Source organism: Paenibacillus sp. MER TA 81-3 (assembly GCF_023713585.1).
Classification (GTDB): domain Bacteria; phylum Bacillota; class Bacilli; order Paenibacillales; family Paenibacillaceae; genus Paenibacillus_B; species Paenibacillus_B profundus.
Window position 1 is genome coordinate 225,567 of record NZ_JAMAWB010000010.1, and the last position, 22,278, is coordinate 247,844.

At 50.0% G+C, this 22,278-nt stretch carries 13 protein-coding genes; 12 read left to right on the forward strand and 1 reads right to left on the reverse strand.

Annotated elements, in window-relative coordinates:
• Window positions 1-264 precede the first annotated feature (264 nt).
• The 4 genes from nirB to M3650_RS16780 all read left to right on the forward strand — a co-directional run bounded on the left by nirB (window position 265) and on the right by M3650_RS16780 (window position 6,318).
• A complete protein-coding gene (gene nirB, locus M3650_RS16765; protein ID WP_251576454.1) occupies window positions 265-2,691 on the forward strand; it encodes a nitrite reductase large subunit NirB in 2,427 nt (808 codons plus the stop codon).
• 32 nt (window positions 2,692-2,723) lie between these two features.
• Window positions 2,724-3,050 (forward strand): nitrite reductase small subunit NirD, encoded by a 327-nt coding sequence (nirD, locus tag M3650_RS16770; RefSeq protein WP_251576455.1) that lies wholly within the window; start codon window positions 2,724-2,726, stop codon window positions 3,048-3,050.
• A 49-nt stretch (window positions 3,051-3,099) separates the two neighbouring features.
• Entirely contained in the window at window positions 3,100-3,891 is a 792-nt protein-coding gene (locus tag M3650_RS16775) for a formate/nitrite transporter family protein (protein WP_251576458.1), read from the forward strand.
• A 1,023-nt stretch (window positions 3,892-4,914) separates the two neighbouring features.
• On the forward strand, window positions 4,915-6,318 hold the full coding sequence (locus tag M3650_RS16780; protein WP_251576460.1) for an alpha-L-fucosidase: 1,404 nt from the start codon (window positions 4,915-4,917) through the stop codon (window positions 6,316-6,318).
• 112 nt (window positions 6,319-6,430) lie between these two features.
• Here the strand turns inward: M3650_RS16780 and M3650_RS16785 are convergent, their stop codons facing one another.
• Window positions 6,431-7,138: a Crp/Fnr family transcriptional regulator gene (locus M3650_RS16785; protein ID WP_026011201.1), complete on the reverse strand. Its 708-nt coding sequence runs from the start codon at window positions 7,136-7,138 to the stop codon at window positions 6,431-6,433.
• Window positions 7,139-7,545: 407 nt separating this feature from the next.
• Between M3650_RS16785 and adhE the strand changes: the two genes are divergently transcribed.
• The 8 genes from adhE (at window position 7,546) to M3650_RS16825 (ending at window position 22,178) form a co-directional block, all read left to right on the forward strand.
• Window positions 7,546-10,173, forward strand: a complete 2,628-nt coding sequence (gene adhE / locus M3650_RS16790; protein ID WP_019422966.1) for a bifunctional acetaldehyde-CoA/alcohol dehydrogenase — start codon at window positions 7,546-7,548, stop codon at window positions 10,171-10,173.
• Window positions 10,174-10,635: 462 nt separating this feature from the next.
• Window positions 10,636-12,903 carry a formate C-acetyltransferase gene (gene pflB, locus M3650_RS16795; protein WP_019422965.1) on the forward strand — a complete coding sequence of 756 codons (2,268 nt, stop codon included), beginning with the start codon at window positions 10,636-10,638 and terminating at the stop codon, window positions 12,901-12,903.
• A gap of 172 nt (window positions 12,904-13,075) precedes the next feature.
• Entirely contained in the window at window positions 13,076-13,810 is a 735-nt protein-coding gene (gene pflA / locus M3650_RS16800) for a pyruvate formate-lyase-activating protein (protein ID WP_251576462.1), read from the forward strand.
• Window positions 13,811-14,071: 261 nt separating this feature from the next.
• On the forward strand, window positions 14,072-16,468 hold the full coding sequence (locus M3650_RS16805) for an AraC family transcriptional regulator (protein ID WP_251576464.1): 2,397 nt from the start codon (window positions 14,072-14,074) through the stop codon (window positions 16,466-16,468).
• Window positions 16,469-16,680: 212 nt separating this feature from the next.
• Complete coding sequence (locus tag M3650_RS16810; protein ID WP_251576466.1) at window positions 16,681-17,664, forward strand: ABC transporter permease subunit; 984 nt, start codon at window positions 16,681-16,683, stop codon at window positions 17,662-17,664.
• An 18-nt stretch (window positions 17,665-17,682) separates the two neighbouring features.
• Complete coding sequence (locus M3650_RS16815; protein ID WP_019422961.1) at window positions 17,683-18,573, forward strand: carbohydrate ABC transporter permease; 891 nt, start codon at window positions 17,683-17,685, stop codon at window positions 18,571-18,573.
• 42 nt (window positions 18,574-18,615) lie between these two features.
• The gene (locus tag M3650_RS16820) at window positions 18,616-20,298 is read left to right on the forward strand and encodes an ABC transporter substrate-binding protein (protein WP_251576468.1); all 1,683 of its coding nucleotides are present in this window, start codon (window positions 18,616-18,618) and stop codon (window positions 20,296-20,298) included.
• Between the two features lie 509 nt (window positions 20,299-20,807).
• Window positions 20,808-22,178: an ABC transporter substrate-binding protein gene (locus tag M3650_RS16825; RefSeq protein WP_019422959.1), complete on the forward strand. Its 1,371-nt coding sequence runs from the start codon at window positions 20,808-20,810 to the stop codon at window positions 22,176-22,178.
• The last annotated feature ends 100 nt before the right edge of the window (window positions 22,179-22,278 follow it).

Below are 22,278 nucleotides of genomic sequence, written 5' to 3' on the forward strand. Positions count from 1 at the left end.
ATTGTGACAAGCTGATAGCAGATTTTTAAATTTGTGAATATTGCCATAATCGGAGTGAGTGTAATCACACTACGGGTTCATATATTTCCAGTAAGATACAGGTGTAATCAGCGTATCATGACTGTGAAGTTCATTGGGAACATGCAGCTAGATAGGGATAGAGGAAGAACGGCACATTTCGGTATAATATGTGAAAAATAGAACATGTACATGTTTGTAGTCCGCTTGCTTACATCATGCGGGGCGATGGAGGAGGAACCAATCATGAAACGGAAACTGCAATTGGTCGTTATTGGAAATGGGATGGCGGGAATGAACGCGGCGGAGCAATTGATGAAGCTGACCGACAGCTGCGACATTACTGTCATCGGTCAAGAGCCGCATCCAAATTACAACCGCATTATGCTGTCCTACGTATTGGATGGCAGCAAGACGATGGATGATATTGTCATCAACCCGCGTGCTTGGTACGACGAAGCGGGCATTACCCTTCATACGGGCACGACAGCGACTAGGGTGGACACGACCCGCCGCGTCGTCGTGATGGACAACGGGCACGAAGTCGGTTATGACCGTGTCATTATTGCCACGGGTTCGACGCCGTTCATCCTGCCGGTTCCAGGAGTGGATAAACAAGGCGTCATCGGATTCCGCAGCATAGAAGACTGCGACCGGATGATGGAGGCTGCGAAGCTGTACAAAAAAGCAGCCGTCATTGGCGGTGGCTTGCTAGGTCTCGAGGCAGCGAAAGGTCTCGTACAGCTTGGAATGGACGTAACGGTTGTCCATTTGCCGGATTTCCTGATGGAACGGCAGCTGGATGAGAAGGCCGCCCGGATGCTGCAGACGGAACTGGAGCGGCAAGGGCTTAAGTTCGCGCTCGGCAAACAGACGCACGAGCTGATCGGGGGAGAGCGAGTCGAAGGACTGCGCTTCAGCGACGGTACCGAGCTGGAAGCGGAGTTCGTCGTTATGGCCGTCGGCATCCGCCCGAACGTGGAGCTTGCTCGTGCCAGCGAACTGACCGTCAACCGCGGCATCGTGGTTGACGATTATATGCGCACCTCAGCACCGGACGTATATGCCGTAGGCGAATGCACGGAGCACCGCGGTGTGTGCTATGGCCTCGTCGCCCCGTTGTTCGAACAAGGGGCGGTGTTGGCTAAGGGATTGGCTGGAGTGGAGACGAAGCCGTATGAAGGCTCGGTATGCTCAACGAAGCTGAAGGTGTCCGGCGTGGACGTGTTCTCGACAGGCTTGTTCCTGGAGACGCCGGAATGCGTATGCGTGACGTTCCACGATGCTTGGAAAGGGACCTACAAAAAAATCGTCTTAAAAGACAACGTCATCGCTGGCGCGGTGCTTTTTGGCAATATCGATGACGCATCAAAATTGGAACGGCTCGTCAAGCAAGGCGTGGAAATGACGGAGGAGCTCTACAACGAACTGACCGGAACAGGAGGTTGCTGCGGCACCAAAGCGAATGCGGCGGCCGACTTTGCCGACGATGATATCGTATGCGGCTGCAACGGCGTCACCAAAAAAATGATTGTGGACGCCATCACGGAACAGGGCTTAACGACGCTCGACGAGGTGAAAGCCTGCACAGGCGCATCCCGTTCTTGCGGCGGATGCAAGCCTTTAGTAGAACAACTGCTGCAGCATGTGCTCGGGGACGGCTTTGAAGCTGGGGGGAGCAAGCAGGGGATATGCGGCTGCACGACGATGTCGCGCGACGAGATTGTAGCGGCTATTCGCGAGAAGGGGCTCCGCGCGACGAAAGAGATCATGAACGTGCTCGACTGGAAGCAGGAGGAAGGCTGCTCGAAGTGCCGCCCGGCACTGAACTATTACTTGGGCATGATTTGGCCGCAGACGTATCAGGACGAGAAAGAATCGCGCTTTGTCAACGAGCGCATGAACGCGAACATTCAGAAGGACGGCACCTATACAGTCGTTCCGCGCATGTACGGCGGTATGACGACACCTGCGGAATTGAAGAAGATAGCAGACGTATCCTTAAAATACAATGTGCCGCTTGTGAAAATGACTGGCGGACAACGGATCGATATCGTCGGCGTGAAGAAGGAGGATTTACCCAGTGTATGGGAGGAGCTGGATATGCCTTCCGGGTATGCCTATGCCAAGTCGCTGCGCACCGTCAAGACTTGCGTTGGCGCGACTTATTGCCGCTTCGGCACGCAGGATTCGATGGGAATGGGCGCACTCTTGGAACGCAAGTTCGAGCGCATTGACTATCCTGCTAAAGTAAAGTTCGCTGTTAACGGCTGCCCGCGCAACTGTGCTGAATCGTGCACGAAGGATATCGGCATCGTCGGTAACGACGGCGGATGGGAAATTTATATCGGCGGCAACGGCGGCATTAAGGCGCGTCTGGCTGACTTGCTCTGCAAGGTGAAGACAGATGAAGAGCTAATTGAAATTACAGCCGCAGTCCTTCAACACTATCGCGAAACGGCAAATTACTTGGAGCGCACTTCGGACTGGGTGGAACGAATCGGATTGGAACACATCCACAAGACGACGGTCGAAGACGCGGAGGGGCGCAAACAACTGGTGGCACGGATGGATGAGGCATTATCGTCGCGTTCAGAGGAACCGTGGCAGCAAGTTATCGGCGATAAAGGGCTGCGCGACAAGATGTTCGGTAAAGTCGTGTTTCAACAATAACGGAGTTAAAGTGGTGAAGGGAGCGTTGGCATATGGCAATAAATAGGGAAGCGGCATGGGTTGCCGTAGGCAAGCAGGATGACTTCATGCCCAGAGTAGGGCGTGTCATATTAATCAACGGTGTAGAGGTAGCCGTATTCCGCACGACGGAGGGCGTATATGCAATTGAGAACCGCAGTCCGCATCCGAAAGGCGGACCGTTGAGCGAGGGGATCGTGTCTGGCCATTATTTGTACGATCCGCTGCACGATTGGAAAATCGATCTGCGCGACGGGTGCGTCCAAGCGCCCGATACAGGGCAGGCGCGCACTTTCGCGGTGCGGGTTGAAGAGGATTCGGTTTATATCGCTGTGATGTGAACCGTTAAGCGTTGCGTTTCGGCACACACGCTCGAAGGGAGAGAAACCCATGTATACACCGACATTGGAAAAAATCAATGAAACAGTCGAAGCAAAAAAGAAGCTGATGTCCAGCGGGTTGCTCCGGTATGTGGTGGCTGCAATGCTTGCAGGGGCGTATGTCGGATTTGGAATCGTGCTCATTTTCACAGTGGGCGGCAACTTTAAAGCAGCAGGATCGCCCGCCGTTCCGATGGTGATGGGCATGTCGTTCGGAATCGCGCTCACACTCATCATCTTTGCGGGGTCAGAGTTGTTCACCGGCAATAACATGCTGTTTACAGTAAGCAGCTTATCCGGCAAAACACCATGGATGCAAACGTTGAAAAACTGGGGTATCGTCTTTACCGGCAATGTGCTCGGAGCGGTTCTGTTCAGCTTGCTCATTAGAACTTCAGGCGTGTTCGGCGGCATTCCGCCAGAACATTTGCTGTTCGCAGCGACGGCGAACAAGATGAGCATGCCGGTGACGGAGTTGTTTTTTCGCGGAATTTTATGTAACTGGCTCGTCTGCCTGGCCATTTGGACATCAATGCGTGCAAAGGAAGACGTCGCAAAGCTGCTGCTCATCTGGTGGATGCTGTACGCATTCATCGCCATCGGGTTCGAACATAGTGTAGCCAACATGTCGCTCATGACCGTGGCGCTGCTCTTGCCGCAGCATCCGGACACGATTACGCTGGCGGGCTGGCTGCACAACATGGTGCCCGTCACACTCGGCAATATTGTCGGTGGGGCCGTTTTCGTCGGAATGGCCTACTGGTTCATCAGCCCGGTCAGAAGCGCTCGCAGCAAATCCTAGAACCTAAGCAGCAAATAAGTGAAAAAGTAAAGCAGCTTAGAACCCAATAGCGGATAAGTTAATAAGCTAACCTATAATCATTTAAACCTTAAACCTTAAACCTTAAACCTTAAACCTTAAACCTTAATCCTTAATCCTGAAAATCTATAAGTCCGGAGCGAGAAGTCTCTTGCTCTGGGCTTTATTTATAACGATTCTGATATGCAACCGCGCACCTATCAGAACGGGGAATGACACAGGAAGAAGACGATACTGCATAAGAGCTTATAGTGCATAGCACCACTCTCCCCGCGACTCAGAGGCGAAAAGTAACGTGTAGGTTCGCGACCTGGATTTGGATAGTGTTATTAACTTTCGACACCAAGACGATGTTGGAAATGAGAGTGATGCGTACCGTGACATAATAGCTTTTCCCCATACATCAATTCAGAAACGCATGTAAGCCTGAGCGTAGGGTAGAGTGGCGCTAAAGCCCAAACGGCAAGTGTTCTGAAATGATCTTAGTGGAGGGAAATATGACACTGAAATACGAACGCTGCAGTCTTCTGACGTAAGGGTAGAGTGGCGCTAAAGCGCAAACGGCAAGTGTTCTGAAATGATTTTAGTGGGGGGAATATGACACTGAAATACGAACGCTGCAGTCTTCTGACGTAAGGATAGAGTGGCGCTAAAGCGCAAACGGCAAAGTAATCTGAGTGAGAGGAAAATGTGACGCAAAGGTACAAACGCTTCAGTCTTCTGACGCAGAGGGAGAGTGGCGCTAAAGCGCAAGTGACATAATACCGTAAACTGGAAGTGTGGGGGGAGCGGGGCCAGTGGCGAACGGCGGCACTTCATTTTCTCATCGATCAGATCCGAAAATGTTAGGTTTACATATGCATTTTGTGAAAAAAGTAAAGGGGTAGAAATTTGTATGTTGCGTCGGGCCTCCTTGATCTGGTTTACTAGGGATGTACCATGTTAGCGGAAACATTTTGATTTCGAACCGGCTGGTTCAGTTCCATAATGGGAGGTTACAAGCAAATGAGTGAAGCGACACAACATGACGATGCACAACAGGAAGAGCAAGTAGTCGAACAAGGCGTGCACAACTTCAGTGCGAAAGACGAATGGGTGAAACCGGAAGACCCGCAATTGCAAGAGCGTCTGGAATGGTTCAAAGACCAGAAGCTTGGCTTCATGATGCACTGGGGAACGTATTCCCAATTGGGTGTAGTGGAATCTTGGGCGCTTAGCGACGAGGATGCAGAGTGGTCCCGGGACGGAATCGATTGGGATGTGGATGGCGAAGAGCTGAAGCAGCAATATTTCGATCTAAACAAGACGTTCAATCCGGTCCGTTTCCAACCGGACGTATGGGCCGACTTGGCGGCGGAAGGCGGATTCAAATATTTGATTTTTACGACGAAACACCATGATGGGTTCTGTATGTGGGATACGAAAACGACTGATTACAAGAGTACGGGAGCGGATACGCCGTTTCATTCGCACAAATATGCTGACATTTGCAAGCATCTGTTCGATGCGTTCCGTGACAAAGGATTGGCGATTGCAACGTATTTCTCCAAAGCGGATTGGCACACTCCATTTTACTGGGCACCTAACATGGAACGAGGAAACAAGACGTGGCGCGGACCGTCTTACAATCCTAAGGAGCATCCGGAGCTATGGGAAAAATTCGTTCAATTCACTCATGAGCAAATCATGGAATTATTGACGAAATACGGTCGAATTGATGTGCTCTGGCTGGATGCTGGATGGGTGAGAGAAGGTAGCAGAGTATGGCAAGATATCCGCCTCGGTGAAGTCGTCGATCGTGCGCGCGAGCAACAGCCGTGGCTCCTTTCAGCCGACCGGACGGTAGGCGGACCGTACGAGAATATCATCACGCCGGAGCAAACGATCCCTGAAGGACCGATGGATGTTCCGTGGGAAAGCTGCATTACGATGGGCACGTCGTTCTCCTTCAGATATGAAGATAAGTATAAGCCGACACGGCAGCTCGTGCACATTTTGCTCGAAGTCGTGGCGAAAGGCGGAAACCTCGCGTTGAACGTCGGTCCACAGCCGGATGGACGGCTGCCGGAAGGGGCTATTGTCCGGATGAAGGAAATGGGCGCGTGGATGAAGACTTACGGCGAGGCTGTTTATGGCACTAGAATTTGTGCGCCGTATTTCACGAAGCAGTGTGCGTTCACCCGCAAAGGGGATACGGTATATTGCTCGTACTTGTACCCATCAGACAATACGCCTGTTAAGGAAAACGTATTCATTCCGTACACTGACACTGTAGGTAAAGTGGAATTGGTCGGTACAAATGAGATGCTGGAATTCAACCGTGTAGAGGATGGAGTATCGATTACTCTCCCGTTATCTGCGCTCGGGGATAAAGCTCCTATTGCTCATGTGTTCCGCATTACTGCCTAACGACGATTGTATTTTTGTGACACACACATAATGTTATCGGTAAATCAAAGAAGAGGGGGCTGACGCCCCTCTTCTTCATTTCTAAGGATACAGAACTTATAACTGTGGCCCATTAAATGCGGCATATCTCCTTCGGACACATCTCACAGTGGCAAATCTCCTGTAAATGCTCGAGCTCGCGAATGACGATCATGCCGTTCTCGTACTCGACTACTCCTTTTTTGCGAAGGTCGCTGAGCATGCGGTTGACACTCTCGCGGGTAGCTCCGATCATGTTGGACAGGTCGGTATGTGTAATCTTCTTGTTGATGAGAATGCCGCCGTCTTCCAGCTCTTCGCCATACGTATTGGAGAGGCGGATCAAGGTTGAGCACAACGCTCCCGGCTTGCCGTACATCATTAGGTCGCGAAATTTCGTCTGGGTTAGACGATGGTGGATACCCATCCATTTCATGAAATCAATGGAAAAATCACAGTGCTGGCATATCAGAATTTCAATATCCTTCTGTTCGATTAGCCAGACATCGGCTTCCTCGACCACTTCGGCCGTGAAGTTGTGCTTCGTGCTATGAAACGGATCTACCTGACCGACCAAGTCGCCAGCTTGATACATGTATAGAATTAGCTCTTTCCCTTCATCCGTCGATTTCGTAATCTTAATACGGCCGCTCTTCAGCAGGAACAGCTTGTCGGAGACGTCGCCTTCCCAGAACAGGTGAGAGCTATCTGGATAAGTGCGGTCTTTGGCTACACTGATTAAACGCTCCACATTTTGGTCCGAGAAGCACGATGTGTTACAAGGCTCTTGAAATCGTTCCATGATGTTAGTCACTCCATTCTCCTCCAATTTGTCTATTTCAATTTTTAGTTATTATGACCCAAGGTATTCCATGTGACAAGTTTCACTATTTTATACGATAATACTATCATGGAGGTTCCAACGAAAGATGTCAATTTAATTAGGTTAAAAATTAGTTACATTTTTGCGAAAATGCCGTGATCATCATCATATAATATAAGAAGAAAAAAGAAAACATAAAGAAGTTTACGTTGTGATGTAGATCACATACCGAATTAAAACCATCGGTTACAATGAATATGTGAAATGATTCACAATAAATGTTAAGCAAATGAACCTCGGATAAGGCCGTAACAGACCAAACACAGACATGAAGAGAGAAACCAAGTCTAAGGTTCACACTTAGTCCTTGAATGGAGGCGGAGAGAATGGCAACGAAACCAGAAGTGAAAGCTACAGAGAAAAAGACAGAGCAAACCGCAAATGTCGAGAAGCACATCCAGCAACTGATTGACCGCGCGAAGAAGGCGCAGGAAGCATTCATGGATATGGATCAGGAGCAAATCGACAAAGTGGTTCAACAAATGGCGTTGGCAGGCTTAGACAAACATATGCATCTCGCGAAAATGGCTGTGGAGGAAACGGGCCGCGGCGTATACGAGGACAAAATTACGAAGAACATCTTTGCTACGGAGTATATTTTTAACCACATTAAATATGAAAAAACAGTAGGCGTGATTGAAGACAATCCGAATGGCGCCTACATGAAGATAGCCGAACCAGTCGGTATCGTGATGGGGATTACGCCAGTAACGAATCCGACATCGACGACGATGTTCAAAGCGCTCATCTCGATTAAGACGCGCAACCCGATTATTTTCGGGTTTCACCCTTCGGCACAGAAATGCAGCGCGGAAGCGGCTCGCATTTTGCATGATGCAGCTGTGAAATATGGCGCACCGGAACATTGCATCCAATGGATCGAGTTCCCGTCGATGGAAGCGACGAACACGCTCATGAACCACCCGGAGGTAGCGCTCATCCTGGCAACAGGCGGCGCGGGCATGGTTCGTTCCGCATACAGCTGCGGCAAACCGGCGCTTGGCGTTGGTCCCGGCAATGTGCCTTGCTTCATTGAAAAGACGGCAGACCTGAACCAAGCAGTAACTGACCTGATTCTGTCCAAAACATTCGACAACGGGATGATTTGCGCTTCCGAGCAGGCGGTTATCATTGAAGAGCCAATTTTCAATCAGACGAAGAAGCTGATGCAGTCCCAAGGCTGCTACTTCCTGAGCAAAGAGGAAATCGGCAAGCTGCAGGGTAGTGCCATGAAAGCCGAAACGTGTGCAGTCAATCCAGTAATTGTCGGCCAGCCGGCGACGAAGATTGCCGAGATGGCGGGCATCAATGTGCCGGACAACACGAAGATTCTCGTGGCCGAGCTGGAAGGTGTCGGACCGAAATATCCGCTGTCCGCAGAGAAATTGAGTCCCGTGCTTGCCTGCTATAAGGTGAAAACGGCGCAGGAAGGTATCGACCGCGCTGCAGAAATCGTTGAATTCGGCGGCATGGGCCACTCTTCGGTCGTCCACACGAACGATGACGACGTTATTGCGAAGTTCTCGGACCGCTTGCAAACCGGGCGCATTCTCGTCAACTCGCCATCCACGCATGGCGCCATCGGGGACCTGTATAACACGAACATTCCGTCCCTGACGCTCGGCTGCGGTTCTTACGGCCGCAACTCGACGTCCTCGAACGTAACGGCGGTGAACTTGCTCAATATTAAACGGGTGGCGAAGCGTACAGTGAATATGCAGTGGTTTAAAGTGCCAAACAAAATCTACTTTGAAAAAGGGGCAACCCAATACTTGGCGAAAATGCCGGACATCAGCCGCGTCATGATTGTTACCGACCCGATGATGGTGAAGCTCGGCTATGTGGAAAAATTGGAATACTACTTGCGTCAACGCCGCAATCCGGTCGTTATCGAAGTGTTCTCCGATGTAGAGCCGGATCCGTCCACCAAGACGGTTGAACGCGGTACGGAAATGATGCAGAGCTTCCAGCCAGACTGTATTATCGCACTTGGCGGCGGATCGCCAATGGACGCAGCGAAGGGCATGTGGCTGTTCTATGAATATCCGGATACGGAATTCGACAACCTGAAGCAGAAGTTCCTTGATATCCGCAAGCGGACTTATAAATATCCGCGACTCGGCAAAAAGGCGAAATTCGTGGCCATTCCAACCACGTCCGGTACGGGTTCGGAAGTGACTTCGTTCACCGTTATTACGGATAAAGAAAAAGGAAACACAAAGTATCCGCTGGCTGACTATGAATTAACGCCGGACGTAGCCATCGTGGATCCGGAATTCGTATACAGCTTGCCGAAAACTGCGGTAGCCGACACCGGTATGGACGTGCTTACGCATGCGATTGAGGCGTACGTGTCCGTTATGGCGAGCGATTACACCGATGGCTTGGCGATTAAAGCTATCCAGCTCGTATTCGCGAATCTAGTGAAATCTCATCATGAAGCATGTCCGAAGGCGCGCGAAAAAATGCACAACGCTTCGACACTTGCCGGTATGGCGTTCGCGAATGCCTTCCTCGGCATCAACCATAGCTTGGCGCACAAATGGGGCGCGCAATATCATACGGCACACGGCCGCACGAATGCCATTCTGCTGCCGCACGTCATTCGCTACAATGCGAAAAAGCCGACGAAGTTCGCTTCGTTCCCGAAATATGACCACTTCGTGGCGGATGAGCGCTACGCGGAAATCGCACGCATCTTGGGATTGCCTGCCCGCACGACGGAAGAGGGCGTGAACAGCCTTATCAAGGCGATTCGCGACATGAACCGCGAGCTCGGCATTCCGGAATCGTTCCAAGCCATCGGCTTCGACGCGAAGGATTTCGAATCCCGCGTAGACTACTTGGCAGACCGCGCGTTCGAAGACCAATGTACGACAGCGAATCCGAAGCTGCCGCTCGTGACGGAATTGGCGGAAGTGTACCGCAACGCCTTCTACGGACGGTTCGAGTAAGAAGGCAGTAACTGAAAGCATGACAGCCTAATCCACCTTTCCTTTATACAGCAGCGAAGAGTCCAGCCCTCTTCGCTGCTATTGTCTGTCATTATGAAAACACGGACATTGTTTTCAACTAAAATTGAACAATAAAATGTGATTAAATTCATGGAGGACAACTATATTGTGATATAAATCACATTAACTGTACGTGAAAAGAGGTACAATTAAATCACAGCAAGGGAAGACAAAAATGAAGCATATTATTTCTTTCTTTGTCAGCCGCACTTAGCAGGAAGTGACGCTTCGCTGGAGAAGTAAAAAGCGAAAGAAAAATAATTGCAGCTTCTAAAGTGAAAAACGTCACAAAATGTAAGATTAGGCATTACAATGAATGGGTATATACATGATATTGCTAGGTGTGAGCGTTCTGGATTGTTTACAGCACATACAGATAATCAAATGTATGGAGGGATTACGATGTCGGTGATTGAAAAGAACATGACTGAAGTAAAAACAATGGATCCATGGCGTGGGTTCAAAATGGGAAAATGGCAAAGACACGTAGATGTGCCTAACTTCCTTGATGACAACATTTTGCCTTATCATGGAGACGAGGCGTTCCTCGCGGGCCCGACTCAGAACACGAAGGACCTGTGGGAAGTTGTAAGCCGTCTGACTAAAGAAGAGCGCGACCGCGGCGGCGTATGGGATGTCGATGTAAACACTCCTTCGACGATCACATCGCACCAACCGGGCTACTTGGATAAAGATAAAGAAAAAGTGGTCGGCGTTCAGACAGATGCTCCGTTCCGCCGTTCCATTCAACCATTCGGCGGCATTCGCATGATGATTGACGCTTGTGAAGCATACGGCTTCAAAATGCCGGATGAAATTGTTAAAATGTTTACAGACATTCGCAAAACGCATAACCAAGGCGTATTTGATGCATATACTTCCGAAATGCGCGCAGCACGCAAAGCTGGAATCATCACGGGCTTGCCGGATGCTTACGGTCGCGGCCGCATCATCGGCGATTATCGCCGAATCGCATTGTACGGTATTGACTATTTAGTTCAACAGAAGAAGCAAGATTTGAAAAACCTTGAAGTGGACGCAATGGATGCTGATACCATTCGCGACCGCGAAGAAATCTCTGAACAAATTCGCGCACTCGGCGAATTGAAGCAACTGGCAGAAATGCATGGCTTCGACATTTCCAAGCCAGCCGTGAACGCGCAAGAAGCGTTCCAATGGGTATACTTTGGCTACTTGGCAGCCGTTAAAGAACAGAACGGTGCGGCAATGTCCCTTGGTCGCGTATCTTCCTTCTTGGATATTTACATTGAACGTGACTTGAAAGAAGGCAACTTGACAGAACAAGAAGCGCAAGAGTTGGTTGACCATTTCGTCATGAAGCTGCGTATCGTTAAGTTTTTGCGCACACCAGACTACAATGAATTGTTCAGTGGTGACCCTACTTGGGTTACAGAATCAATCGGTGGTATGGGAATGGACGGAACGACTCGCGTCACGAAGAACAGCTTCCGTTTCCTGCACACCTTATATAACTTGGGACCAGCTCCAGAGCCAAACTTGACGGTACTGTGGTCCACGAAACTGCCTGAATCGTTCAAAAAATATTGCTCGAAGGTTTCGATTGAAACAAGCTCCATTCAATATGAGAATGATGACCTGATGCGTCCGTTCTACGGTGATGACTACGGTATCGCTTGCTGCGTATCCGCAATGCGCATCGGTAAGCAAATGCAGTTCTTTGGTGCTCGCGCCAACTTGGCAAAATGCTTGCTGTACGCTATCAACGGCGGTAAAGACGAAAAATCCGGCGCTCAAGTCGGACCAGAACTGCCAGCGATTACGAGCGAAGTGCTTGATTACGACGAAGTCGTGAAACGTTTCAAGCAAATGATGGATTGGCTTGCGAAGCTGTACATGAACACGCTCAACATCATTCACTACATGCATGATAAATATAGCTATGAACGTATCGAAATGGCATTGCATGACCGTGAGATTCTGCGCACGATGGCTTGCGGTATTGCAGGACTCTCGGTAGCGGCTGACTCCTTGAGCGCCATTAAATTCGCAAAAGTCAAACCAATCCGCAACGAGCAAGGCATCGCGGTTGACTTCGAAATTGAAGGCGACTACCCTTGCTACGGCAACAATGATGACCGTGTAGACGGTATTGCAATTGAGTTGGTTGAATCGTTCATGAATATGATTCGCAAACATAAAGCATACCGTGGCGCATTGCCGACACAATCGGTTCTGACCATTACGTCGAACGTTGTATATGGCAAGAAAACAGGTACAACGCCTGACGGACGCAAAGCCGGCGAACCGTTCGCACCTGGTGCGAACCCAATGCACGGTCGTGATAAGAAGGGCGCTCTCGCATCGCTGAGCTCGGTAGCCAAGCTGCCTTACGAGCATAGCTTGGACGGCATTTCGAACACCTTCTCCATCGTGCCGAAAGCATTGGGCAAAGAGCTTGACGCTCGGAAATCCAATCTTACGTCGATGATGGACGGATACTTCGGCAGCGGAGCGCATCACTTGAATGTCAACGTATTCGACCGTGAGCAATTGCTCGACGCGATGGAACATCCAGAGAACTATCCACAGCTGACGATTCGCGTGTCCGGTTATGCGGTTAACTTCATCAAGCTGACTCGCGAACAACAAATGGATGTCATTAACCGTACATTCCACGGTTCGATGTAACCGAATTAAGACAGCAACATATGTGAATAATGAAGGAGGGGGAGCAGCCATACCCGAGCAACGCACCTTGCGGTGTTTTCCGGGAGGGCGCCCCCTCTTGCTTTTTCACTAGACATATGTTGATATGTATGAATGACCTCGTGGAAAGCAATAGAGAAAGGACCGTGATACGATGATTGGACGCATACATTCTGTAGAAACGTTCGGCACGGTGGATGGGCCAGGAATTCGCTTCATATTATTCATGCAAGGCTGTGCGTTAAAATGCCAATATTGCCATAATCGCGATACATGGAGTTTGAATGACGGAAAAGAAATGACGATAGAAGAAGCGTTGTCCGAAATCGAATCCTATTTGCCGTATTACCGCAGCTCTGGAGGGGGCTTGACGGTGTCTGGCGGCGAACCGACGCTGCAAGGGCCATTCGTCAAGGAACTGTTCCGGCTAGTGAAGGAACGTTGGGATTTGCATACAACACTCGATACGAACGGTGTTAATGATGTCACAAAGCTTGCGGACCTGTATGATTTGACGGATCTCGTGCTGCTCGACATTAAGCATATCAACAACGAGAAGCATATGTCCCTCACCGGTGTTCCGAATACGCGGACGCTGGAAACGGCGCGTTGGTTATCGGATCACGGGAAGAAAATGTGGATTCGCCATGTGTTTGTGCCGACGATTAATGATGCCGAAGAGGATTTGCTAGAACTCGGACGCTTCATCGGATCGTTGCAAGGCGTTGAGAAGGTAGACATCCTGCCATATCACCAGATGGGCGTATACAAATGGGAGCATCTCGGTGAGAAATATCCACTCGAGGGCGTGCCTTCACCGACAGCAGAAGAAGTGGAACGGGCACAGCGACTTATCGATCAGGGGCGCATGGAAACGGCGCAGCATTGATTGCTCTTATACAAAATAGGAGCCGGGGCACTATCTCAAGAGAGGTAGTGCCCTTTTTGCGTTGTTCTTTCTGCATGCATTGGATTGTGTCCAGTAAAAAAGCAACGGATGCCTTTTTACTGCCCAATTCGAACATTTTACTGTATATTCTCTGTTGGAGCTTGCTTCAAAGGTGAAATAAAAAAAATGTCACATAATTATGTTCAGCTGTGTTTTTTTCTGATATGGTAGTAACAAAAAAACCGAATGGGGGCCTATTGCATGCCGAAATCATCCGAACAAACCATTCGTGCAAGCGGTTCCATAAAGGAGCGTCTCCGCTCTATCTGGACGAAAAAGCTGATGGGGAGGCTGTGGATCCGTTTTTTGCTGCCCTATTTGCTCTTCTTAATGTTAACGCTAACTGCGGGATGGATTGCTTACCGGGAGACGATTGATGTGCTGGAGCGGGAAGTGCTGGAACGGAACGATAAAGCATTGAATCAAGCGCAGACCTTGCTCGAAACGCGGTTCGCTGAAGTGGAGTCGATCGTGCAACAGGTGGCCGATCATCCGAAAATCAAAGGCTTTCAAGTGGTGTCGGAGCCATTTGCCGGCACGAATACGTACAAAGTGATGGCGACCCGCAGCGCGCTTGACGATTACAGCGTCAGCAACCGTTTTTTGATGGATTATTTCGTTATCTTTCAGAACAGCTCGCTCGTCATTTCACCCCATCGGGTGGAATCTATCGACGCCTATTACGGTGATGTGCTGCGGTATAAAGATTGGGATGTTGAGCAATGGAAGCAGGAAATGCTAAAGACCTTTCATTCGAAGGATTTTATCGGCATGAGGACGGTGCGCTACAGGCAGACGGAGGAGCAGATGGTTACGTATGTTCGGTCGCTCGGTTACCCGGGATATTATCAAGGAGCCGTCGTTGCGCTTATTCCGCATAAAGAAATCGAGAAAATACTGCATAGCATCGATGTGAAGCAAGGCGGCACAGTTCGCATTATTGATCAGCAAGGTGAAATGATCGGCTCAATCGGGAATGGTAATGAGGATTCCATAAATAAGTTGATCTCTCGCTCCATGTCCATGAGTAATTCGCATTACCGCACAGACATGGATGGACAGGATATGCTCGTCTCGCAAATTACTTCGGAGAAGACCGGCTGGACGTATATTGCGGCGCAGCCAGCGGCCAACGTCCTGAAAAGCGTGTATGCCATCAAGCGTACAACGTTCACGCTCGTCGGAATATCATTAGCTGTAATCGTGCTGCTCGCCTTATGGTTGTCGCATCGGAACAGCCGTCCGCTGGAGCGGCTCTACTCATACGTGCACACGTTCGCGAAGCCGGGCATGCTGCTGCGTGGCAAACGATCGGATATATTCGCTTATTTACGCGACGCGTTCGCTGAGATGCTGGAGACGACGAAGACGCTCGATCAGAAGCTTACTGAGCGTCAGGAATATGCGCGCATGGCTGTGTTCGATAAATGGCTTCGCGGCGGCTATGCGACGGAGCAGCAGCTGCAATCCTCGCTTGAGCATGCGGGTCTGGAGCGGAACGCCTCCCGATACGCGGTTGCGCTGCTGCAGCTTGGCTGGCACGGAGACGATTGGAGCACATCCGTCCTGCATGAGATGGAGCTGAAGCGGCTCGTTGTCATGGATGAAGCGTTCGGTATGGCCTGCGTGCCTTGTGACGTACACGATATCGAGCAGGACCAAGTCGCGCTGCTCTTCTATAACACGCATGCGGAGGGACAGACAGCGCGGGAGGATGAGGCTGCTCGCTTCAAGCAAGAGATTGAACATACGCTGCACGAGCTGTGCAAGCGGCTGAAGCAATCGCATGTTACTCCGATCTGTACGATTGGCGGAATGGTGTCGAGACGTCTCGATGTGCCGCGTTCGCTAGAGCAAGCTCAGCAACTGCAGTCGGTATTCGAGCGAGATGCTGAGTCGGCATGGACATGGTGGGATGAACAAGAATCGGGACGTGAAGATTTGTACGTGTACAGTCCGGATGTCGAGCTGCGTCTCATCCATGCGGTTCGCGGCGGCAATGAAGAAGAGCTGCTGCAGGTGCTTCATACGACTCGCATAGACAATTGGGAGAAGCAGCACCTGTCCTGCATGATGAAGCAATGGCTGCTTATGGATTTATATTCGACAGCTATGAAGCTGTCGCAGACAGTAGATGCGGCCATGCTGGTCGAGACCACGGTATTCCAGCAGAAGCTAATGAAGAAAGGAACGGATCTTCACAAGCTGTTCCACTCAATCGAGCAAGAGTTCGTTCATATGTGCCGCCTCGTTCATGAACGCAAGCGGAGCAGGAACGAGACGCTGTTCGAAGATATGACAGCATATATCCATGCGAACTATGCCGATTCTTCACTTTCTCTGACGGCGGTGGCCGATGAATTGCACGTGTCCGAGGCGTACGTCTCTGCCTTCTTCAAAGAACAGCGCGGCATCAATTTCTCTGATTATGTGGAAGAACTGCGACTGGAAGCGGCCAAAACGATGATTAAGCAAGGACTGCCTGTGACGGCAATAGCAGAGCGGGTCGGATACAATTCACTCAACTCATTCAGCCGGGCTTTCAAGCGCAAACACGGCATGAGCGCTAGCGAATATCGAAAAATGTTAAGCATATAAAAAGGGAATAATGCACAATCCAAAAAAGTGAATAAATTGTGAAAATCGCTTCTTTCCTCGGGTTTCGGCCACGTCATACAATAGGGGCACGATTAACACGGTAAGCGCTTCCGTTCAGCAGAGCAACACTGCCGATTGTAAGCGCCATCATTAAATCGTGCCGAAGCAAATATCAAAGGTGGATCAAATTCTGAGGAACAGGAGGTGTGTCCTTGTCTGAAAAACGACAGCAAGAAACAGTGCGTTCGCTTTCCGAAACAGAAGTCAGTGGCGACCGCAAAGCATCCATCGCGTTGGGCGCTTATATGAAGCGTTCCTGGCAGTTGTACGTTTTATTCCTCATCCCGCTTCTGTACGTCGTTATCTTTAAATACGGGCCGATGGTCGGCGCGCAAATTGCATTTAAAGATTATAACGTCGTTAAGGGCTTGTGGGCGAGCGATTGGGTCGGAATGAAGCATTTCGTGCGATTTTTCAATTCGTATGATTTCTGGCGCATCATGGAGAATACGCTGTTCATCAGCATTTACTCGCTTGTCATCAGTACGCCGCTTCCGGTGCTGCTTGCGCTCAGTCTGAACGCAGTCCGCATCCGTTGGTTCAAAAATACGGTGCAAATGGTCAGCTACGCGCCGCACTTTATTTCGACCGTCGTCCTCGTCGGATTGCTGCTGCAATTTATGGATCCGCGCACCGGGATGATCAATCAGTTGTTCGGCTTGTTCGGAATCGATCCAGTACATTTTATGGGCGAAATGAAATATTTCAAGTCCATTTATGTATGGTCGGGCATATGGCAGCATATCGGATTTTCCTGCATCATTTATTTGGCAGCGCTCTCAACGGTGGATCCTGCGCTTCATGAAGCGGCTGTATTGGATGGCGCTGGACGGACAAAGCGGATTTGGCATATCGATATGCCGGCCATTTTGCCTATCGCTATGATTTTGCTCATTCTGAATACGGGCCAACTGCTTGAAACCGGTTTTGAAAAAATTTATTTGATGCAGAACCCGCTCAACCTGAAGACATCCGAAGTGATCGATACGTACGTGTACAAGATCGGCCTGTTGTCGCAAGCGATGAATTTTTCTTACGCCACGGCTATCGGACTGTTCAAGTCGGCCATTTCGCTGGTGCTTATCGTAACGGTGAACTACACCGCCCGCAAGACGGGGCAGGAGAGCTTATGGTGATGCGAAAGGAGGCAGACCATGGACACGTTATCCGCTGCCAAAGGTGATCGCCTGTTCCATATCGTAAACAACGCCGTGCTAGGTTTGTTTCTCATCATCGTCCTCTATCCGCTCCTATATGTGCTGAGCGCTTCGTTCAGCTCGTCCAGCGCCGTTATTTCGGGCAAGGTGTGGCTGTGGCCAGTGGATTTCTCACTGGAAGGATATCAAGCGGTATTCCGTCATCGCATGGTATGGACGGGGTTGCAAAACACGATAATCTATACTGCGCTCGGCACGGTCGTGAGCTTATTCATCACGATACTCGCTGCCTATCCGTTGTCCCGCAGCGACTTTAAAGGTCGGCGCGCGTTCACGCTTCTGTTCGTATTCACAATGATGTTCAACGGGGGGCTAATCCCGTCGTATCTGCTCGTACGAGAACTCGGAATGCTGGATACGATCTGGGCGATGGTCATACCGACGGCGTTGTCTGTCTGGAATGTTATGATTATGATGACTTATTTTCGAACGAGCATTCCGAAGGAACTGCTTGAATCCGCCCAGATGGACGGATGCAATGACTTCATGTTCCTGCTGCGCATCGTTCTTCCGTTATCCGGACCGATCATCGCCGTTGTTACATTGTTCTATGGTGTCGATCAGTGGAACCAATACTTTAATGCGCTCATCTTCTTGAAAAAGGAGAAGCTGTTTCCGCTGCAGCTTGTGCTGCGAGACATCTTGATACAGAACCAGGTAAGTCAGGAGACACTCGGTGACGTGCAGACGGCAGCCGCCCGGCAAGGCTTGCGCGAGCTGTTGAAATATTCATTAATCGTCGTATCCTCCGCGCCGTTGCTCGCTGCTTATCCGTTCGTGCAGAAGTATTTTGTCAAAGGAATCATGATTGGCTCGATTAAAGGATGATCACACAAAATGGACAACCATTCATTTATAGGGGGAGTATGAATGCGGATGAAACGATGGAGCGCGCTTTTGTTGAGTGTCATGATGATGACAGTGATCCTGCTCTCGGCCTGTTCAGGCGGGGGCGACAACGGGGCAGCTGAGAAGAATGGTGCGGACACCGAGTCGATTGTAACGGAGAAGGGCACGTTTCCGATTGTGAAGGAGAAAGTGACGCTTAAGGTCATGGTGCCTTCCAACTCTTTGGTAGAGAACTTCGAAACGAATGAATTTACGAAGTGGTACGAAGAGAAGACGAATGTGCACGTCGAATGGATTGTTGTGCCGCAGCAATCAGCGAGCGAAAAGCTGAATCTGATGCTCGCATCAGGAGATTATCCGGACGTCATCATGTCTTTCGGCGTCACTCCGGCACAGCAGATGATTTACGGCAAGCAGGGCGTCTTTCTTTCCTTGAACGATTTTATCGATAAATACAGCGTCAATTTCAAGAAAGCTCTGGACGATAACGAAGTGCTCGGAACAGCGATTACAGCTCCTGACGGCAACGTCTACGCGCTGCCAAGCATTAACGATTGCTACCACTGCTCGATGGCACAAAAGATGTGGATATACAAGCCTTGGCTTGATAAGCTCGGCTTGAAGGTTCCGACGACGACGGATGAGCTCTATACCGTCCTGAAAGCGTTTAAGGAGAAGGATCCGAACGGCAATGGCAAGGCGGATGAAGTGGTTCTATCCGGTGCGCCACGCGGAAGCGGATGGCTGTCGAGCATCGACGGATTTATTATGAATGCGTTCGTCTTCAACTCGACATTCAGCGAATCCCGCGTTCATATGTATGTGCAGGACGGCAAGGTCGAGGTTGCTTACAATAAGCCGGAGTGGCGCGAAGGCTTGAAATATTTGCACAAGCTGTATAGCGAGGGACTTATCGATCCGCAGGTGTTCACGCAGGACAGCGATCAGCTGCTCAAGCTGGGTGAAGCGTCGGGTGACGTCGTTCTAGGAGCGGCGCTTGGCGGACATCAGGGCGTGTTCACACAAATCGCTGGCGAGAGCGGACGCTGGCTCGATTATGTGACTGTTCCGGCACTCAAAGGTCCGAGCGGTGTACAATATGCCGCTTATAATCCATTTGGCTATTCGCTTGGAGCCTACCTTATTACGAAAAACTCCAAGCATCCAGACGTGGCGTTCCGCTGGGCGGATGGCTTCTATGACGAGGAAGTATCGCTGCGCACGACGATCGGACGTCCGGGCGAGGAGTGGCGCGAGGCGACGGAAGGCGAGATCGGCATCAACGGCAAGCCGGCCAAGTGGACGAAGCTGAAGGAATACGGGCAGATCCAGAACGTCCATTGGGAGCAGACGGCGCCGACGTACCGCTCGAACGAGCTTCGCCTCAGCTCGGCAGTACCGAATGACGGCAAGACGAGCCTTGAAGTCATCCTATATAATGAAACAAAGAAAAATTACGATCCGTACAAACCGAGCGCAGACATGGCGCTGCCGCAGCTGTTCTTCACTGACGAGCAGGCATCCGAACTGTCAGACTTGTCCAAGACGATTAACGATTATGTTGATGAGATGATGGCCCGCTTCGTCATTGGCGATGCGGATCTCGACAAGGATTGGGACACCTATATCCAGACGCTGGAAGGCATGAATTTACCGCGCTTCCTGGAAATTCACCAAGAGTCCCTCAATACGAAGAAGAAATAATAGCAATTTGCAACGGACGGTCTGCGACAGAGCAGGCCGTCTTTTTTTAGGAATGCTTACGTTCTGTGAGATGCGGTCGCTAGACTGCGCCGCTTCTGCTCTGTGCGCTCATCTAAAAACTGTCTCACGGGTTCCCGCGACCTTGTCTCGAAATGCTCTTTTGTCCATTCTCCCATTAACTCAGATTGCGAAATGAACGGCCCGGTACTGGCTTGGAATATTCGATATTGTGCTCATTTTCTGAATAGTTGGGATAGTGGGCAAAAGCGGTTTTTGGAGCACCCGCCATCAAGGAGAGAGGTTGCATACAATTTATTAGAGCATGCCGAATGTGTAAAATGCCTTGCTGGACGCAAGAACGATGGCTTTTTTGTCAACGTGCACAATTCACTTCGGCGATTGGAGAATTTTATCCCCTAATTATGAATTTGTCGTCCTTACCAAGGGCTGGAAGTCATTCTATAATTAAAGCGTAGTAATTATTCAATTACTTATGGGGAGGTCAAAATATGAAAAAGAGCCTGGTCATGCTGTTATCTCTTCTGTTTATCGCATCCACTGTGCTGGCGGCCTGCAGCAGCAAACAAGAAACAACAAGCCCGCAGGCAGGGAACGATAAACCGGCGGAGGAGAAGGTTGAGCCGTTCGAAATGAAGATGCGCCACATTGAAATTGGGGACTCCAACAAAAATCGCTTCGGCCGTTTGGAAGCTGTCGTGAAGAACACGGAAGCGGAAAATCCGGGTCTGACGATCAAGCTTGACGGCGTCGAGAGCGAAGTGAATCGCAAGGACAAACTGAGAAGCGAAATGGCCGCGGGCAATCCACCGGATATTTTCGACGCATTCGGCAGCCCTGATGTCGGAGTATTTGCCAAAGAAGGACTAGTGCTCGATTTGACGCCAATCCTGGAAGAGATGGGGCTCAAGGACAAGTTCGTTTCATTGACGCCATGGACTCACGACGGGAAAATCTATGGGTTGCCAAAAGGAGGCTCCATAGAAGGCTACTTCTATAACAAGAAGTATTTCGCGGAGAAGGGGTTAGAGCTGCCTAAGACGTTGGCTGAAATGGAGCAGATTGCCGAAAAAATCAAAGCGGACGGCAAGGTTCCGATTGCGCAAGCGTCCAAGGATGCATGGGTTCCGCTGATGACGACGAATAACCTGTGGGCTTATTATGCCGGAGCGGAATTTACGAACGGGTTCAAAACAGGCGAATCGAAATGGGATGACCCTAGAATGGTGGAAGCCGTGACGAAGCATCAGGATTGGGTGAAGAAAGGCTACTTCAAGAAGGGCGAGCTCGGCTTGGAATACAACAATCAGCGCAATCAGCTTCTCACGGACGAAGCTATTATGATGTACGACGGCTCTTGGGCTTACTCCGCATTGACGGATGAGAAGACGGCGGGAGCAGATACAAAAGACAAGTTCGGATTTTTCCTGATGCCTCCTCTGAAAGAGGGCGAGGGTACAAGCTCCATGGTGGATACAAATAACGGTTATGCGTTCTCTGCGAAAGCGGCGGAAGATCCGCGCAAGCTTGCAGCCATCAAATCGTTCATTAAGAATTTCTTTAATGAAGATGTTCAATTGCAATCTTTCAAAGAAGACGGCATGCTTCCTTCGATGAAGATCGAAGACAGCAAAATGAAAGAAGTAGCCGAACATCCGTTGATGCAAGAAATTTTGGCGCGGATGAATGAAGTGAAATACACTTGGCCTGCATTTGACGCACTGGTGCAAGCCGAAGTGAATACAGAGCTTGGAACCGGCATTCAACAAGTCATTGAAGGCGTAAAAGAGCCAAAAGCGATGCTTGAAGCAATGCAAAAGGTGCAAGAGCAAGTCAATGAAGAAACGGACGCTGCTCAATAATCTGTTGCCTCTGATTCAATCGATTCAGCACCACTCGCAAATGGCCGGGTGGTGCTGAATTTAAATAGAGACATGATGCCTACTATCTGGAGTATGGAGG

Coding starts and splice junctions, on each gene's coding strand:
- nirB (WP_251576454.1), top strand. CDS start 265: ATGAAACGGAAACTGCAATTGGTCGTTATTGGAAATGGGATGGCGGGA.
- M3650_RS16775 (WP_251576458.1), top strand. CDS start 3,100: ATGTATACACCGACATTGGAAAAAATCAATGAAACAGTCGAAGCAAAA.
- nirD (WP_251576455.1), top strand. CDS start 2,724: ATGGCAATAAATAGGGAAGCGGCATGGGTTGCCGTAGGCAAGCAGGAT.
- M3650_RS16815 (WP_019422961.1), top strand. CDS start 17,683: ATGGACACGTTATCCGCTGCCAAAGGTGATCGCCTGTTCCATATCGTA.
- M3650_RS16820 (WP_251576468.1), top strand. CDS start 18,616: ATGCGGATGAAACGATGGAGCGCGCTTTTGTTGAGTGTCATGATGATG.
- M3650_RS16785 (WP_026011201.1), bottom strand. CDS start 7,138: ATGGAACGATTTCAAGAGCCTTGTAACACATCGTGCTTCTCGGACCAA.
- M3650_RS16825 (WP_019422959.1), top strand. CDS start 20,808: ATGAAAAAGAGCCTGGTCATGCTGTTATCTCTTCTGTTTATCGCATCC.
- pflB (WP_019422965.1), top strand. CDS start 10,636: ATGTCGGTGATTGAAAAGAACATGACTGAAGTAAAAACAATGGATCCA.
- adhE (WP_019422966.1), top strand. CDS start 7,546: ATGGCAACGAAACCAGAAGTGAAAGCTACAGAGAAAAAGACAGAGCAA.
- M3650_RS16805 (WP_251576464.1), top strand. CDS start 14,072: ATGCCGAAATCATCCGAACAAACCATTCGTGCAAGCGGTTCCATAAAG.
- pflA (WP_251576462.1), top strand. CDS start 13,076: ATGATTGGACGCATACATTCTGTAGAAACGTTCGGCACGGTGGATGGG.
- M3650_RS16780 (WP_251576460.1), top strand. CDS start 4,915: ATGAGTGAAGCGACACAACATGACGATGCACAACAGGAAGAGCAAGTA.